This is a genomic window from Herpetosiphonaceae bacterium, assembly GCA_036374795.1.
GTDB lineage: Bacteria > Chloroflexota > Chloroflexia > Chloroflexales > Kallotenuaceae > LB3-1.
On the sequence record DASUTC010000242.1, the window covers coordinates 47,428 to 62,865 of the forward strand.

The 15,438-nt window shown below is 63.9% G+C and carries 6 protein-coding genes; 4 read left to right on the forward strand and 2 right to left on the reverse strand.

Annotated elements, in window-relative coordinates; all coding sequences use genetic code 11:
- Positions 1 to 62: 62 nt before the first annotated feature.
- The 3 genes from VFZ66_18125 (at position 63) to VFZ66_18135 (ending at position 11,026) form a co-directional block, all read left to right on the forward strand.
- Positions 63 to 7,382 carry an amino acid adenylation domain-containing protein gene (locus VFZ66_18125; protein ID HEX6291107.1) on the forward strand — a complete coding sequence of 2,440 codons (7,320 nt, stop codon included), beginning with the start codon at positions 63 to 65 and terminating at the stop codon, positions 7,380 to 7,382.
- A 180-nt stretch (positions 7,383 to 7,562) separates the two neighbouring features.
- Complete coding sequence (locus VFZ66_18130) at positions 7,563 to 9,251, forward strand: M3 family oligoendopeptidase (protein ID HEX6291108.1); 1,689 nt, start codon at positions 7,563 to 7,565, stop codon at positions 9,249 to 9,251.
- A 380-nt stretch (positions 9,252 to 9,631) separates the two neighbouring features.
- Positions 9,632 to 11,026: an STAS domain-containing protein gene (locus VFZ66_18135; protein HEX6291109.1), complete on the forward strand. Its 1,395-nt coding sequence runs from the start codon at positions 9,632 to 9,634 to the stop codon at positions 11,024 to 11,026.
- 43 nt (positions 11,027 to 11,069) lie between these two features.
- Here VFZ66_18135 and bglX read toward each other — a convergent pair whose 3' ends face one another.
- Together bglX and VFZ66_18145 are read right to left on the reverse strand one after the other, a co-directional pair.
- A complete protein-coding gene (bglX, locus tag VFZ66_18140; GenBank protein ID HEX6291110.1) occupies positions 11,070 to 13,262 on the reverse strand; it encodes a beta-glucosidase BglX in 2,193 nt (730 codons plus the stop codon).
- A 62-nt stretch (positions 13,263 to 13,324) separates the two neighbouring features.
- Positions 13,325 to 13,825, reverse strand: a complete 501-nt coding sequence (locus tag VFZ66_18145) for an RNHCP domain-containing protein (GenBank protein ID HEX6291111.1) — start codon at positions 13,823 to 13,825, stop codon at positions 13,325 to 13,327.
- Between the two features lie 754 nt (positions 13,826 to 14,579).
- Here VFZ66_18145 and VFZ66_18150 point away from each other — a divergent pair.
- Positions 14,580 to 15,438: M23 family metallopeptidase (locus VFZ66_18150; GenBank protein ID HEX6291112.1), on the forward strand; the 859-nt coding region annotated here is incomplete at its 3' end.

Sequence of the window (15,438 nt, forward strand, 5' to 3'; positions counted from 1 at the left end):
GGAAACTGTGAACTTTGAACTTGAAACTTTGAACTTGAAACTCCCAACCTGGAGCGCATGATATGTCCAAGCTCGAAACGCTTTCCAACCAGCCTGACCTTTCGCCAGCCAAGCGGGCGCTGCTGGAAAAGTGGAAGCGTGGTACTTCTTCCAAAACAGCCGCATCCGAGAGCATTCCGCGCCGCCAGGAGCAGGGACCGATCCCCGCTTCGTTTACGCAGCAGCGGCTCTGGTTTCTGGATCAGCTTGTGCCGAATAGCCCGGCCTACAATATTTCGTTTGCGATCCGCCTGGATGGCAGCCTCGACGAGGCTGCGCTGGCTCGGAGTCTGAATCAGGTTGTCCAGCGGCATGAGGCGTTGCGGACGACGTTTACGCAAGGTGCCGATGGACAGCCCGCGCAGGTGATCGCCCCTGAGCTGCTGATCGATCTGCCGGTCGTCGATCTGCACCCAGAGGGTACCCGGCTGCCTGAGGACGAGCGCGCCGCCGCGCTTCAGCGCGAGATCGACGACGAGACGCGCCGCCCGTTCGATCTGGCGCGCGGCCCGCTGATCCGCGCCTCGCTGATCCGCCTGGGAGCGTGCGAGCATGTCTTTCTGCTGTCGCTGCATCATATCATCTCGGATACGTGGTCGGTCGGCATCTTTGTGCGCGAGCTGGTGACGCTGTACGCCGCGTTCTCCGGAGGGCAGCCCCACCGGGTGCCCTCCGGGCATGATACCCGTCTGGCGGATCTGCCGATCCAGTACGCCGACTTTGCGCTCTGGCAGCGCAACTCGCTGCGCGAGTCGGTGCTCGATCAGCATCTTCGCTTCTGGCAGCAGCAGCTCGCGGATGTTCCGACAATGCTTGAACTGCCGACGGATCATCCTCGCCCGCCGATCCAGACCTTTCGCGGCGCGGTCCAGCGCTTCGTCGTGCCAGCTGCGCTGACCGAGACGCTCCGCGCGCTGAGCCGCCAGGAAGAGGTCACGCTGTTCATGACGCTGCTGGCGGCATTCCAGGCGTTGCTGCATCGCTACAGCGGCCAGCGCGATATTCTGGTCGGCTCGCCGATCGCCGGACGCGCACGGCCCGAAACCGAGTCGCTGATCGGCTTTTTCGCCAACACGATCTTGCTGCGCGGCTCGTTCTCCGGCAATCCCACGTTTCGCGAGATGCTCAGGCGGGTTCGCGAGACAACGCTGGCGGCCTATGCCCATCAGGAATTGCCCTTTGAGCAGATCGTCGAGGCGCTGCATCCTGAGCGCGACATGAGCCGCAATCCGCTGTTTCAGGTGATGTTCGTGCTCCAGAACACGCCCATGCCGACCGTCCAGCTTCCCGATCTGCGCCTGAGCACGCTCCCGACCAGCAGCGGCACGGCCAAGTTCGATCTGTGGCTCTCGGTGACGGAAACCGACGACGAGCTGGCCGCGCTGCTCGAATACAACACCGACCTCTTCGACGCGCCGACGATCGCGCGGATGATCGAGCATTTTCACACGCTGCTCCAGGCTGCCGTCGCCGATCCGGCGCTGCCGATCACCCATCTGCCGCTGCTGACCGAGGCGGAGCAGCGCCAGCAGGCAGCCTGGAACGCCACCGACGTGCCCTATGATCTCGATCGCTGTCTCCACTGGCTGATCGAGGAGCAGATCGCGCGCACGCCCGGCGCGCTGGCTGTTACCTTTGACGCGCGCCGCCTGACGTATCATGAGCTGAACGACCGCGCCAATCAGCTTGCGCATCATCTGCGTAGCCTGGGCGTCGGACCCGACACGCCTGTCGGCATCTGCATCGAGCGCTCGCTCGATCTGGTGGTGGGGCTGCTGGCAATTCTCAAAGCGGGCGGCGCGTACGTCCCACTCGACCCATCCTATCCCCAGGAGCGGCTGGCGTTCCTGATTCGGGATGCCCAGGTTCCAGTACTGCTCACGTCTGCGGCGCTCGCCGAGCGGCTGCCGGAGCATAGCGCGACCGTGGTGTGCCTGGACACGGATTGGCCGCAGATTGCCGAGCAGCCGGTCAGCACACCAGCCAGCGGCGTCCAGCCCGACAACCTGGCCTACATCATCTACACCTCCGGCTCGACGGGCCTGCCGAAGGGTGCCATGATCAGCCACCGCGCGATCGTTAACCGGCTCCTGTGGATGCAGGACACCTACCAGCTTACGGCTGACGACCGCGTGCTGCAAAAAACGCCGTTCAGCTTCGATGTCTCGGTCTGGGAGTTTTTCTGGCCGCTGCTGACCGGCGCGACATTGGTCGTGGCGCGGCCCGAAGGCCACAAAGACCCTGAGTACCTGATCGACGTGATCAACCGCGAGCGGATCACCACGATCCACTTCGTGCCGTCGATGCTTCAGTCGTTCGTGGACGCGCGCGGCGTCGAGAGCTGCCGCAGCCTGCGCCGCGTGATCTGTAGCGGCGAGGCGCTGCTGCCGGAGCTGCAACAGCGCTATTTCGCCTGGCTCAGCGCCGAGCTGCATAACCTCTACGGCCCCACCGAGGCCGCCGTCGACGTGACGTGGTGGCCCTGCGAGCGGACGAGCCTTCGCCGCACGGTGCCAATCGGACGACCGATCGCCAACACGCAGATCTATGTGCTCGACGCCCACCTGAATCCCGTGCCGATCGGCGTGCCCGGCGAGCTGTATATCGGCGGCGTGCAACTGGCGCGCGGCTACCGCCACCGGCCCGACCTGACCGCCGAGCGCTTCGTGCCCGATCCGTTCGGCGGATGCCCTCAGGGCGCACCCGGCGCGCGGCTCTACCGCACCGGCGATCGAGTGCGCTACGCGCCCGACGGCAACATCGAATATCTGAGCCGGATCGATGGGCAGGTCAAGCTGCGCGGCTTCCGCATCGAGCTGGGCGAGATCGAGGCCACGCTGCGGCAGCATCCCGCCGTGCGCGAGGCGATCGTGGTGGCGCGCGACGACAATCCACAGCATAAGCGGCTGGTGGCGTATGTCGTGCCGGAGCAGAACCAAGAACCAGGAACTCAGAACTCAGAACTCGAAACGCGAAACTCGGAACTTGGAACTTGGAAGTCGGAGCACGTGACAAGCTGGGAGCATGTCTTCGATACGGCCTACACCGAGAGCGCTGCTGATGCCGATGCGGCCTTTAACATCGTCGGCTGGAACAGCAGCTACACAGGCGAGGCGCTGCCCGCCGAGACGATGCAGGAGTGGGTTAATCAAACCGTCGATCGCATTCTGGCGCTGCGGCCCCGGCGCGTGCTGGAGCTTGGCTGCGGCACCGGCCTGCTGCTCTTCCGCGTCGCCCCCGAATGCCTGCGCTACGTCGGCACCGACATCTCGGCGGTCGCGCTTGAGGCGCTCAACCGACATGTGCAGGCGCGCGGCCTGGCACACGTGGCGCTCCACCAGCGGCCAGCCGACGATCTGGATCGCCTCGCCGACGAAGCCTTCGACGTGGTGATCATCAACTCGGTGGCCCAGTACTTCCCAAGCGCGGAGTACCTGGCGCGCGTGCTGGAAGGAGCGGCGCGGCTGGTAGCTCCGGGCGGCGCGATCTTCGTCGGCGACGTGCGCAACCTGCGGCTGCTCGACACATTTCATACCTCGGTCGAGCTATTCCGGGCCAGCGATGAGCTTGCGCCTGAGCAGCTTCGGCGTCGTGTACAGATCGCCATGGCGCAGGAGCAAGAGCTAGTAGTCGATCCGTCGTTTTTCGCGGCGCTTCAGCAGGACATCCCCCGGATTCGACACATCAGCGCTCAGCTTAAGCGCGGTCGTAGCCACAACGAGCTGACCAAATTCCGCTACGATGTCACGCTCTACCTCGACATGCAGCCGACGTTTGCCGGACAATCCTGGCGCGACTGGCAGCAGGAGCAGATGACGCCCGCCGCGCTCCGCCGGGCGCTGCAAGCGTCCGCGCCGGAGATCATCGGCTTCGCCAACGTGCCGAACGGGCGCATCCAAGACGACATCCACGCGCAAACCGTGCTCAATCACGCCGCCGATCTGCCCACCGTGGCCGAGCTGCGCGCGTCTCTGTCGAGCGCCACGACAGAGCCAGGCATCGATCCTGAGGAGCTGTGGGCGCTGGAGCGCGATCTCCCGTACACTGTCGAGATTCGCTGCTCGGCGGCGCGCGAGTGCTACGATCTCGTGCTGCGGCGCGTATCGGAGCAGGCACCTGCGCTCGTAGAGATCGCATCGCCGGTCATCCGCGAGCGCGCGGAGTGGAGCGCGTACGCCAACAATCCGCTTCAGGCCAGGCAGAGCCAGCAGTTGACGCCGATCCTGCGCAGCTATCTTCAGGAGCGTCTGCCCGAATTTATGATCCCGACGGCGTTTGTGCTGATCGAGAGCGTGCCGGTGACGCCCAACGGCAAAATCGACCGCGATGCGCTCCCGCCGCCGCTCCTGCTCGACCTCGACACCGAGCTGGTCGCGCCGCGCACGCTGTTCGAGCAGATCTTAGCCGACATCTGGGCACAAGTGCTGCGGATCGATCGCGTCGGCATTCATAACAACTTCTTCGCGCTCGGCGGCGATTCGATCCTGAGCCTTCAGATCATCACGCGCGCTCAGCAGGCCGGTCTGCGGATCACGACCAAGCAGATGTTTCAGCACCAGACGATCGCGGAGCTGGCTGAGGTTGCCGAGCGGATCGTGCCGCCTGGCGCGGAGCAAGGCCAGGTGACGGGGCCGACTCCGCTCACGCCCGTACAGCGCGAGACGCTGGCACAGCCGGATCTGAGCCGCAGATACCAGGAGCTCGTGCTGGAAACACCACCAGGGCTGCGCGCTACCTGGCTTCAGGCGGCGGTCGCGCATGTTGTGCAGCACCATGACGCGCTGCGGCTGCGCTTTCACGCTACCGATGCGGGCTGGCAGCAGACGATCGCCCCGCCCGACCCCGATATTCCTTTCAGCCACGTCGATCTGACGGCGCACGCGCCGGAAGATCAGGCCGCTACCGATGCGGCGCTGGCGGCGGCGCGTGCGCGCCTGAATCTATCGGCAGGGCCGGTGCTGTCAGTCGTCTTTGTCGATCGCGGTCCATCCCTGCCCGGTCGGCTGGCGCTGGTGAGCCACGAGCTCGTACACGATCAGCGCTCATGGGCGTTGGTGCTGCACGATCTCTGGATGGCCTACCAGCAGCTTAGCCGTGGCGAGATTGTCGCGCTGCCGCCCAAGACGGCCTCCTTCCAGCAGTGGGCCGAGCGCCTGGCTGCATGGGCAGCCAGGCCCGCGCTCGATCAGGAGGCGCGATCCTACTGGCTCGCTGCATCGAACGATCAGGGGATCGCGCTGCTGCACGATCCGTCGGTCAATGCCCCTGACGACCAGCCAGGAGGCCAGGCGACGATCGTTGTGGAGCTGAGCGACGAGGAAACCCGCGCCCTGCTGCATAACGTCCATCGAGCGTATCGAACGACGGTCGAGGATCTGCTGCTGACGGCGCTCATACAAAGCAGCGCTGGCTGGACCGGCTCGCCAGCACTGCGTGTCGATCTCGAACGCGACGCGCGATCCGGCGTCTTCGGCGATCTGGACCCGTCGCGGACGGTCGGGAATTTCACCAGCCGCTTCCCGGTGCTCCTCGATCTCTCACCGCTGGCGACCGACGACGCAGGAGCGGCGCTGAAGCTCGTCAAAGAGCAGCTTCGCGGCGTGCCCAGCCAGGGGATCGGCTATGGCATCCTCCGGCATCTCAGCCCGGATCGATCGATCGCGTCGGAGCTTCAAGCGCTGCCGCAGCCAGAGATCCGCTTTACCTATCACGGAGCGAGTGATCAGGCATTGCTCGAAGCGACGCCGCTCGCGCCTGTAGCGCAGACGCGGCAGGCGATGCCGGGCTACGCGCTGGATGTGAGCGCGACGCTCAGCCAGGATTGCCTCAGTCTGGTCTGGAGCTATGATCCGCGACGCTACCGGAAGACGACGATCGAGCAGCTTGCGCACGGGCACGGCGCCGCGCTACGAGCGCTGATCGAGCATTGTCTGCTGCCGGATACCTCCGGCTACACGCCCTCCGATTTTCCACTGGCGCGGCTCAGCCAGTCGCAGCTCGACACGATACTGGCCGATAGAGGCGCGGTGACAGACATCTATCCACTGGCACCCGCACAGGAACACATGGTCCTGCGCTACATCGCGGGGCCGGTGCCGGGGCTGTACCTCGTCTTTGGCAACTTCTTCCTTCAGCCATTGAACGTGGCCGCCTTTGGTCGCGCCTGGCAGCAGGTGATCGATCGGCATACCGTCCTGCGCACCTCCTTCGTATGGCGGGGCATCGAGCGTCCGCTGCAAGTCGTGCATGGCAAGGTGCCGATGCCGATCGAGCAGCACGATTGGCGTGGCCTCTCGCCGGTGGAGCAGCAGGAGCGTCTGGCGGCGTATATCCAATCGGTTCGGGATCAGGGCTTTGACCTATCGCGCGCGCCCTTCACCCGCCTGGCGCTCTTCCAGGTTTCGGAGGAAGCCTATCAGTTTTTCTGGGGCTTCAACTACATGCTGCAAGACGGCTGGAGCTTTCCGCTGCTGATGAAGGACTTTTTCGAGTGCTACGAGGCGGCATGCCAGGGCCGCGAGGCGAGCCATGCGCTGCCTCAGCCGTACCGCGACTATATCGCCCGTCTGCAAGGGCTGGATCTTACGGCAGCCGAGCAGTTCTGGCGCAGCCAGCTCACGGGCTTTACCGCGCCGACGCCGCTGGTAGCAAGCCTGGCCGGAGATCCGGCGCGGCGGCGCGATGGCTTTTTCCAGCAGCAGCTATCGCTCTCAGTAGCGACGACCAACCAACTTCAGGCGCTCGGCCAGCGGCATCAACTGACGCTGAATACCATCGTGCAGGGCGCGTGGGCGCTGCTGCTCAGCCGCTACACCCGCGAGGCGGATGTCGTCTTCGGCTCGGTCGCGTCGGGACGCTCGATCGACCTGCCGGGCATCGAGACGATGGTCGGATCATGCAACACGATCCTACCGATGCGGGTTGAGATCAGCCAGGAAGCGCCGCTCCTCGCATGGCTGCAAGCATTCCAGCTCCGGCAGGTCGAGCAGCGCCAGTATGAGTACACGCCGCTGGTCAAGATCAAAGCGTGGAGCGATGTTCCTGCCGATCAGCCTTTGTTCGAGACATACCTGACCTTTGAAAATTTCCCGATCGAGGCCGCGATTGTCGAAAAAGGAGCGCATTGGATGCGGCCATTGAGCAGCGAGACGCAGACCGAGCATGCGCTGCGCGTAACGGTCTGGCCGCTGCGCTCGCTGTCGCTGTATATGTCATACTATGGGCACTGCTTCGACGATGCGACGATCGCGCGGATGCTCAGGGATTTCCAGATCCTCCTGGAGTCGCTGGTCATGCATCCAGAGCAAACGCTCGGCGAGTTGCAGCGCCTCGTCGAGACTTAAGCGGGCCGTGACGGTTTGACGGCTTGACAACCGGGCCGTGCTGTAGCATCCTGCATGTCACCAGGCCAGCGGCGACGAGACACCTGTCGCCGCTGGCCTCATGCGCCCGGCCGAGCAGCTACGTCGCGTCGACGAGCACACCGTATCGCCCCGATGCCACCATCCGGGGAGGAGGCACGCATGGCAGACCTCACATCGATCGATCCTTACAACTGGCAGACGATCGAGCCGTTCTATTCCGCGCTGCTCGCCGAGCCGCTGGCCGCTGAAACGATCGCTGGTTGGCTTGCCCGCTGGAGCGATCTTGAGGCGATCATCGTGGAAGCGCAGGCCGCTGCGTTCCGGGCAAAGACCGAAAACACAGCCGATGCCGTAGCCGAGCAGCGCTACCAACATCTGACGACGGCGATCGAGCCCAGGGTTCTAGCGGCCAACCAGCAGCTCAAACACAAGCTGCTCGGTGTCGAGCAGCTTGATCGGCAGCCCGAATATCAGCAGTTGCTGCGTCGCCTCAAGAGCGAGGCGGATCTCTTTCGCGAGGCCAATCTGCCGCTTCTGGCCGAGGAGCAGGCACGCTCCGGCAGCTTCTACACCATCACCGGCGCGATGGGCGTCGTGCTGGACGGACAGGAATTGACGATTCCCAAGGCCGAGCAGCGGCTGCTCGATCCCAACCGCGACCGTCGCGAGCAGGCTTGGAGGGCGATTGCCGCCCGGCGGCTGCGCGACCGCGACGAACTCAGCGCGCTCTACCGCGAACTGCTCGCGCTGCGCCGCAAGATCGCGGCCAACGCCGATTGTCTCGATTACCGGGCCTACGCCTGGCGGAAGCTCAGGCGCTTCGACTACACGCCGGAGGACAGCCTGAGGCTTCATGCCGCGATCGAGGCTGAGATCGTGCCGCTTGCAGCGCGCATGGCCGAACGTCGTCGCAGGCGGCTTGGCCTGGACACGCTGCGACCGTGGGACACGCGCGTAGACGACCCTGACCGTCCGCCGCTGCGTCCGTTCAGCACCGCCGACGAGCTTGAGCAAGGCGTGGCCCGCATCCTGACACGCATCGATCCTGAGTTTGGCGAGGCGTTTCGGCGCATGAGCAACGGCTTTCTGGATCTCGGAGCGCGCCAGGGCAAGGCGCTGATGGGCTACCAGAACTTCTTTGCGCGCGCCAGAATGCCCTACATTTTTATGAACGCCGTGGGAACTCATCTCGATGTGATGATCTTGCTGCACGAGGCTGGTCATGCGCTGCACGCGCTTGCGGCCAGCGCCAATCAATCGCTGATCTGGTACATCGTGGATACGCCGGAGGAGTTCAACGAGGTTGCCTCGCAGGCGCTGGAATTGCTGGCGACGCCCTATTTGACGGTCGAGGAAGGCGGCTTCTACTCCGCCGAGGATGCCCGCCGCGCGCTTCACGAGGAGCTTGATATTGTAGTCTCCAGCCTGCGCAATATCGTCGCCAAGGATGCCTTTCAGCACTGGGTCTATACCGAGGCGTCGCCCGGCGTCACGCCGGACGAGCTTGACGCCCGGTATCGCGAGTTGCAGCAGCGCTTCTTTCCCGAAGAAGATTGGAGCGGCCTTGAGCGGGAGCGCGGCATGCGCTGGCAGATCGGCCCGCATATCATCGCGCTGCCGTTCTATTCGATCGAGTACACGCTGGCGCGGCTGGGAGCGCTGCAAATCTGGCGCAATGCCCTGGACGATGAGCGGGCCGCGATTCGTCAGTACCGCGCCGCGCTGAGCCTGGGCAGCTCGCGCCCGGTGCCTGAGCTGTATCGGACGGCTGGCGCGCGGCTGGCCTTCGACCGCGAAACCGTGGCGGATCTTGCCGGGCTGATCGCCGCCCAGCTTGAGCTTGATTGATTCGAGTTGCAGGTTCCAGGTTTCGAGTTTCACGTTTCGGGTTCTCGGTTCTCCGCTTGTTCGGGAGCATGGGTTCTTGGTGCTCCCTTTGTTCTTTGTTCTTTCGTCCAGTACGCGCCTGGTTCATCTTGCTGATCCCAATTGTAATTTAAACCTCATTAAAAAATCGAGCAGCGCATCGTAGAATGGTAACGTGACAGATCATTCGTCTAATGCGCTGCTCGCGATCCGTTCGTTCCCGCGCAACTACCATCGGAGGCATGAACTTGATCCCCGACACCGACGTTCTCCAACCGACTGAGAGTGCCCCCTCCTGGCTCGCAAGCCATCAGCCGGGAACAACCATCGAGTGCAGTGTGATGCAGCCTTGCGGCGACGGTATGCGCGATGTTCGTTACATTCTCGATGAGCCATCACCAGACGTGTGGCGCTGGTACGATACCTATGATGGCACCCACGATGAAACGCCTGATTGGTACGCGCTCTCTCTGCCCCAGGAAAGCGACATCAACACCATCTTTTTCGTGCATGGCTCGATGGTGCCGGTAGGCGGCTGGTGGAAGACGTTGCAGCCTCAATACCTCGATGCTGCTGGCGCGTGGCAGCCGATTTCGTCCTTCACGATCACGCCGACGTACGACTTTCGGGATGAGCGTGGCAATCGCCAGCCCTTCGAGCCGTTCCTGATCTGCTTTCCATCGATCTGGACGCGGGGAGTTCGCCTGTTTGGACAGCCCGGCGGCGACTTTGGGATCACTACGCTGGCCTACCTGGCCGCAGGGACGGCGACGCCTGAGCAGGCGTTAGCGTATCTTGACACGCTGCGTCGTCCAAGCCCGCCGATCTTCCAGCTCCTGCCGCCGAATACATTATGGAATCTCATGGCGAGCATTCGTGATGTCACGCGCATTGGCTTCGATGTCCGCAGCAGCGCGGGCCTCGGCCTCGATCATTTCCTCGACGAGGAGCACTTCAAACAGTTTCACGCGCAAGATATGTCGGCGTATGATCGCGCCTCGCTCTACCAGCTCATCGGCACTCGTGAGGGCTGGGAGCGGTTTGGGGCGGAGATGCGCGCGGCGCGGGCACAGGCGATTACAACGCAATTGCCGGTGATCGAGGAGCATCATGGCGGCATGGCCTGGATCATCGTCCCGGTTGTCGTCAACGGCCTCACGATCGGCACGATCGAAAACCGGAATCTTGTTTGTCGCGATCGACTTGATGCCGCATGGCATGCGGCAGCTCCACAGCGGCTTGGCATCGATCGCCACGAGTACGAGGCGGCGCTGCACCAGATCCCGGTGATCCAGGGCGCGCAACTGGAGGCGGTGGTGCAGTTGCTCCGCCAGATTGTGGATCTTTCGCAGCGCCAGATTCATCAGCGCATCGAGGTGACAGAGCTACGTCACACGGTCGATGAGCTGGCGGTGCCGGTGCTGCCCGTGTGGCAGGGCGTGCTGACCGTGCCGTTGATCGGGCAGATCGACGAGCGACGCGCACAACAACTGCTGACAACCGTGCTCCAGCAGATCCGTCAGCAGCGCACACGGGTGGTGATCGTCGACGTCACCGGAGTTGTCACGATCGATCCGCCGGTTGTAGCGCATATCGTACGGCTGGCCGAGGCTACGCAGCTTCTTGGCGGCGCGTGCTTCGTCAGCGGCGTGCGTCCGGAGGTGGCGGTGACGCTGGTCAGCGCGGGTGTCGCCGTTAAGCGCCTGCGCACGTTCGCCAATCTGCAAACCGCGCTGTCGGTGGCGATCGGGATGTAACGACCAGAGCGTGGCGCATCGTGCGCCTCCGCATTTTGAGCTGTTAAGTGGCCGCGCGCTCCGCCAGCACCTCAAAGCGCCCGGTCAGGCCGCGCGCCGAGTCCGGCCCGATCCAGATGGTGAAGCTGCCCGGCTCCACTCCATACTGCATATCGGAGCCGTAAAAGCCAAGCTGCTGCACGGGGATCACGAAGCGCACGCTCTGCTGCTCGCCCGGCTGAAGGGCGATCCGCTGAAAGCCCTGAAGCTGCTTGACGGGTCGGGTAACGCTGGCTACGTCGTCGCGGATGTAGAGCTGCACGATCTCGTCGCCCGCCTGTCGGCCCGTATTGCGCACCACTGCCCGCGCGATCAGCATCCCGTCGCGGCTGATGCGCGGCGTCTCGATCACCAGATCGTCGTAGGCGAAGGTGGTGTAGCTCAAGCCGAAGCCGAACGGAAACAGCGGCGTGTTCGGCTCGTCGAGATAAGTCGAGCGAAACGCCTCGTCGAACTGCCTGGTTCCAGCGCCCTGCGCGGGCCGACCCGTGTTTTTGTGGGCGTAGTAGATCGGGATCTGCCCTTCGGCGCGCGGGAGGCTGGCGGTGAGCTTGCCCGATGGGTTGGCGTGGCCCCACAGCAGATCGGCGACAGCGCGGCCCGTCGTCATCCCGCCGTGCCACGCCAGCAAGATCGCCGGAACATGCTCGGCCAGCCACGGGATCACGAGCGGGCGGCCCGTCATCAAAACGACCACCACAGGCGTGCCGGTCGTGTGGACCGCTTCAAGCAGCGCCTGCTGCTTGCCCGGCAGGCCAAGATGCACCCGCGAATGCGCCTCGCCGCTCATCTTTGCATCTTCGCCGATCACCAGCACCGCCACATCTGCGGCCCGCGCCGCCGCTACCGCCGCGTCAATCTCGTCTGACCTGTCGCCGGTCACGTCGCAGCCGCGCGCGAACGAGATCGCAACGCCTTGGAGAGCTACGGCTCGCAGGCCATCCAGGACTGTTTGCACATCGTCGGCGCGGCCCTGCCCCGCCCAGCAGCCCAGCGGCGCGTGCCGGTCGTCGGCGAGCGGCCCGATCACCGCCACGCGCCTGGTCGTATCCGACAGCGGCAGGAGCTGTCCATCGTTTTTGAGCAGCACCATCGATTTTCGGGCAACGTCGAGCGCGGCGACACGAAAATCCGGTCGCAGGATGATGCGCTCCGCCAGCGATTCGTCGACATAGGGCCGATCGAACAGGCCAAGCTTGAACTTCAGCCGCAGAATACGCCGCACCGCAGCGTCGATCAGCGCCTCCGGCACCTCGCCGCGCGCCGCCAGATCGGCCAGATGCGCGCCGAGTGCGTTGGTGATCATGTCCATGTCTACGCCTGCCAGGACGCTAAGCCGGGCAGCCGCGCGCAGATCCTCGGCGATACCATGCTCGACCAGCTCGCCGATCGCGTTGTAGTCGGTCAGGACCACACCATGCCACTGCCACTCATCGCGCAAGATGGTTCGCAGCGTCAGGGGATTCGCCGTGGCGGGCAGGCCATTCACATCGTTGAATGCGCTCATCACCGATCCCGCTCCGGCGTCGAACGCGGCTTTGAACGGCGGAAGATGCACTTCGCGCAGCGTGCGCTCGCTGATGTCAACGGTGTTGTAATCGCGGCCAGCCTCTGCCGCACCGTAGGCCACATAATGTTTCGGACAGGCGACGACACGCTTTCCGCTTGCGAGATCCGCCGCTTGAAAGCCGCGCACACGGGCTGCCGCCAGCGTCATGCCCAGAAATACGTCCTCGCCCGCGCTTTCGGCGATACGGCCCCAGCGCGGATCGCGGCTAATATCGACCATCGGCGCGAAAATCCAGTTGGTGCCACACGCCGATGCTTCTTCGGCGGCGATGCGCGCCGCCCGCTCCAGAAGCGCCGGGTCCCAGGTGCATGCTTCGGCGAGCGGGATCGGAAAGATCGTGCGGTAGCCGTGGATCACATCATTGCCGATCAGCAGCGGAATGCCGAGGCGCGTCTCCGCTGCGGCAATGCGCTGGTAGTGATTGATCGCGCTGGGATCGGCGATTGACAGCAGCGATCCTACGCAGCCCTCGCGGATCGTAGCGTCGGGATCGTCCATCAACGCCACATCGCCCTGATTCATCTGCCCGATCTTTTCGGCCAGCGTCATCCGCGCCAGGAGTTCGTCGACGCGACTCTCAATCGCGGGATCGATCTGCCCGAAGTTGAGCACTGCCATTTCGTGCATAGATTTCTTCTCCTTGCCATGCTTGATCCGCGTTTATTGTCAGCGCACCGTCAACCGAGCGATCACAGGCGCTCGCCGAAGAGCCGTCGCCGCACAAGATCGCGATCCGCTGTGGCGAGCGCGCACACTCCACGCATCGCAAGGTCGGCCCGTATCCCGGCCAGAGAGGCGCACGAGTCGTCGAACAGCTCGATGATCGCGGCGGCGCTGTCGTCGCCCGCGATACGGTTGATCACAATCGTCGCGCAGCCTGTACAGCGATGAATCAGCATTAACTCGCCGTCGCGCTCCTGGGCATACTTATTCCGCGAGTGCTTGGTTGTCAGGCCGATCGGCTGCATCGCCGCCCGGCAGGCCGATCGCCGATCGCCAGCGATCTTCCAGTCAAGATGGCGCGACCACAGGCATGCCGGGCAGTGGTTGCGGTTCTGTACACCGGCAAGCAGCGGATCGCAGCACACGTACTGCTGGCAGTTGAGACACTGAAACGCCTGCTCGCCCGAATGGGGCCGACGCTGCCGTACACGTGGCTGCTGAGATCGAGCGTTGTGGAAAGTTGACACTTCTGAACTCCAGACCATAGGGCCAGCCACCGTTCTGGTGCAGCGGTGGCTGGGAACAGAGCACAAACAAACCAGCCACAGGGTGTTCCCCGTGGCTGGTTTGTTTGTGCTGCTGGCTGGCGTTCGTGAACTGCCATGTGTGCGTCAACCCGCGCCTGGCAGGGATCGGCAGGGAGCATCGGACGCGCCCTCGGCACACGCCACAGGGAAGGACACCCCGTGGCGCAGACATCCTGCCGGTTGGGAGATCAAGGTAGCGCTCAACAGCCATGACGCCCGCGCCCATGCACGGCGCTGTCACAGCGTATCCACGCCCGATCAGGTTTTGCCCAACGGCGCTAGACCGATGCTGCGATTCTGAGGCGGCCCCATACGATAATCGAAGCGGACGCCGACACCCTGGATTGCATCAATGCCTCGTTCTTTCTTTTCAGAAGTGGTTGACGAGCAACATTATAGCCGAGCATCGCGCACGCCCTCATGAGTCGAAAGACCGATCCAACGAGCGCGCGCAAGCATGAGGGCGTAGAGTAGGGAAATCCCCCAATAGACAAATTGTTAATATTTTGTATATACTGCCTGTAGGACCGCTTGCCGGGGTGGGCCACGAAATCACACTTCATTTTGGAGGTACCCCCCAACCACAACGACCTCACCCATTGACGCATGAAGCGTTCGCACGAATGCCTGCCATTTCGGCCCCATCCCGACCTTCATCCCTGAATCACTCTGTTGTATAAGGGAGGCCATCGCCATGCTCGTCGCTCGCCATCAACAACGCTCGCTGATCAACAAGCTGCTCGTGCTTCTGAGCCTGCTCGCCATCAGTTGTTTGCCGGTCTTCGCCTCGTGGGTATCCGCCCGCGCAAATCGAACCACTCTGGAAACATCGGTGATCCAGGCGGTCATCGCTCACCAGGGAACACCTGCGGCAGAAGTCGCGGCGCTTGAGGAATCGATCCAGGTCAATACCAAGCGGCGTGATGACCAACAGCGCTGGGCCTTTGGCTCGGTCGTGATCCCAGCTCCGGCGGTAGAAGATGTGATGCCGGAAGGCTGGCTCTTCGTCGCTCGTGAGACGGGGAACGGCTGGATCGCAGCCGTGGACGGCACGCCAGCATTCAGCGCTCTGGTTCGGCAGGCACCGGAAACGCTCGTCAGCAGCGGAGAGCGCGGCCCGCTCGCCGCGACCGGCGAGGTCGGTACGCAGGCGGTTGCCACCGGACTACGTCTGCCCTGGGCCGTGGGACAGTCGTGGTACATGAGCGGCGGGCCGCACGGCTGGTCGGGGTCGAACACGCCCTACAGCTCGATCGACTTTTCGGGCGGCGATCAGATCGTGCGCGCGGCGCGTGGCGGGCGGGTCTACACCATGTGCTCGACGAACCTGGGCTGGCTGCGCATCATCCACGACAACGGCTATTCGACCGACTACTATCATCTCTGGAACAACATCAAGTGGGCCGACGGCTCGGCGATCTCGGCGGGCACGCGCCTGGGCGATACCGGCACAGATGTCTCGTGTGGCGGCTCTGCCACTGGCCGTCACGTCCACTTTGCGCTGCGCCTCCAAACCCTCTGGGGGCACGGGGCGCTCCTTCGCTTCGGCCTCG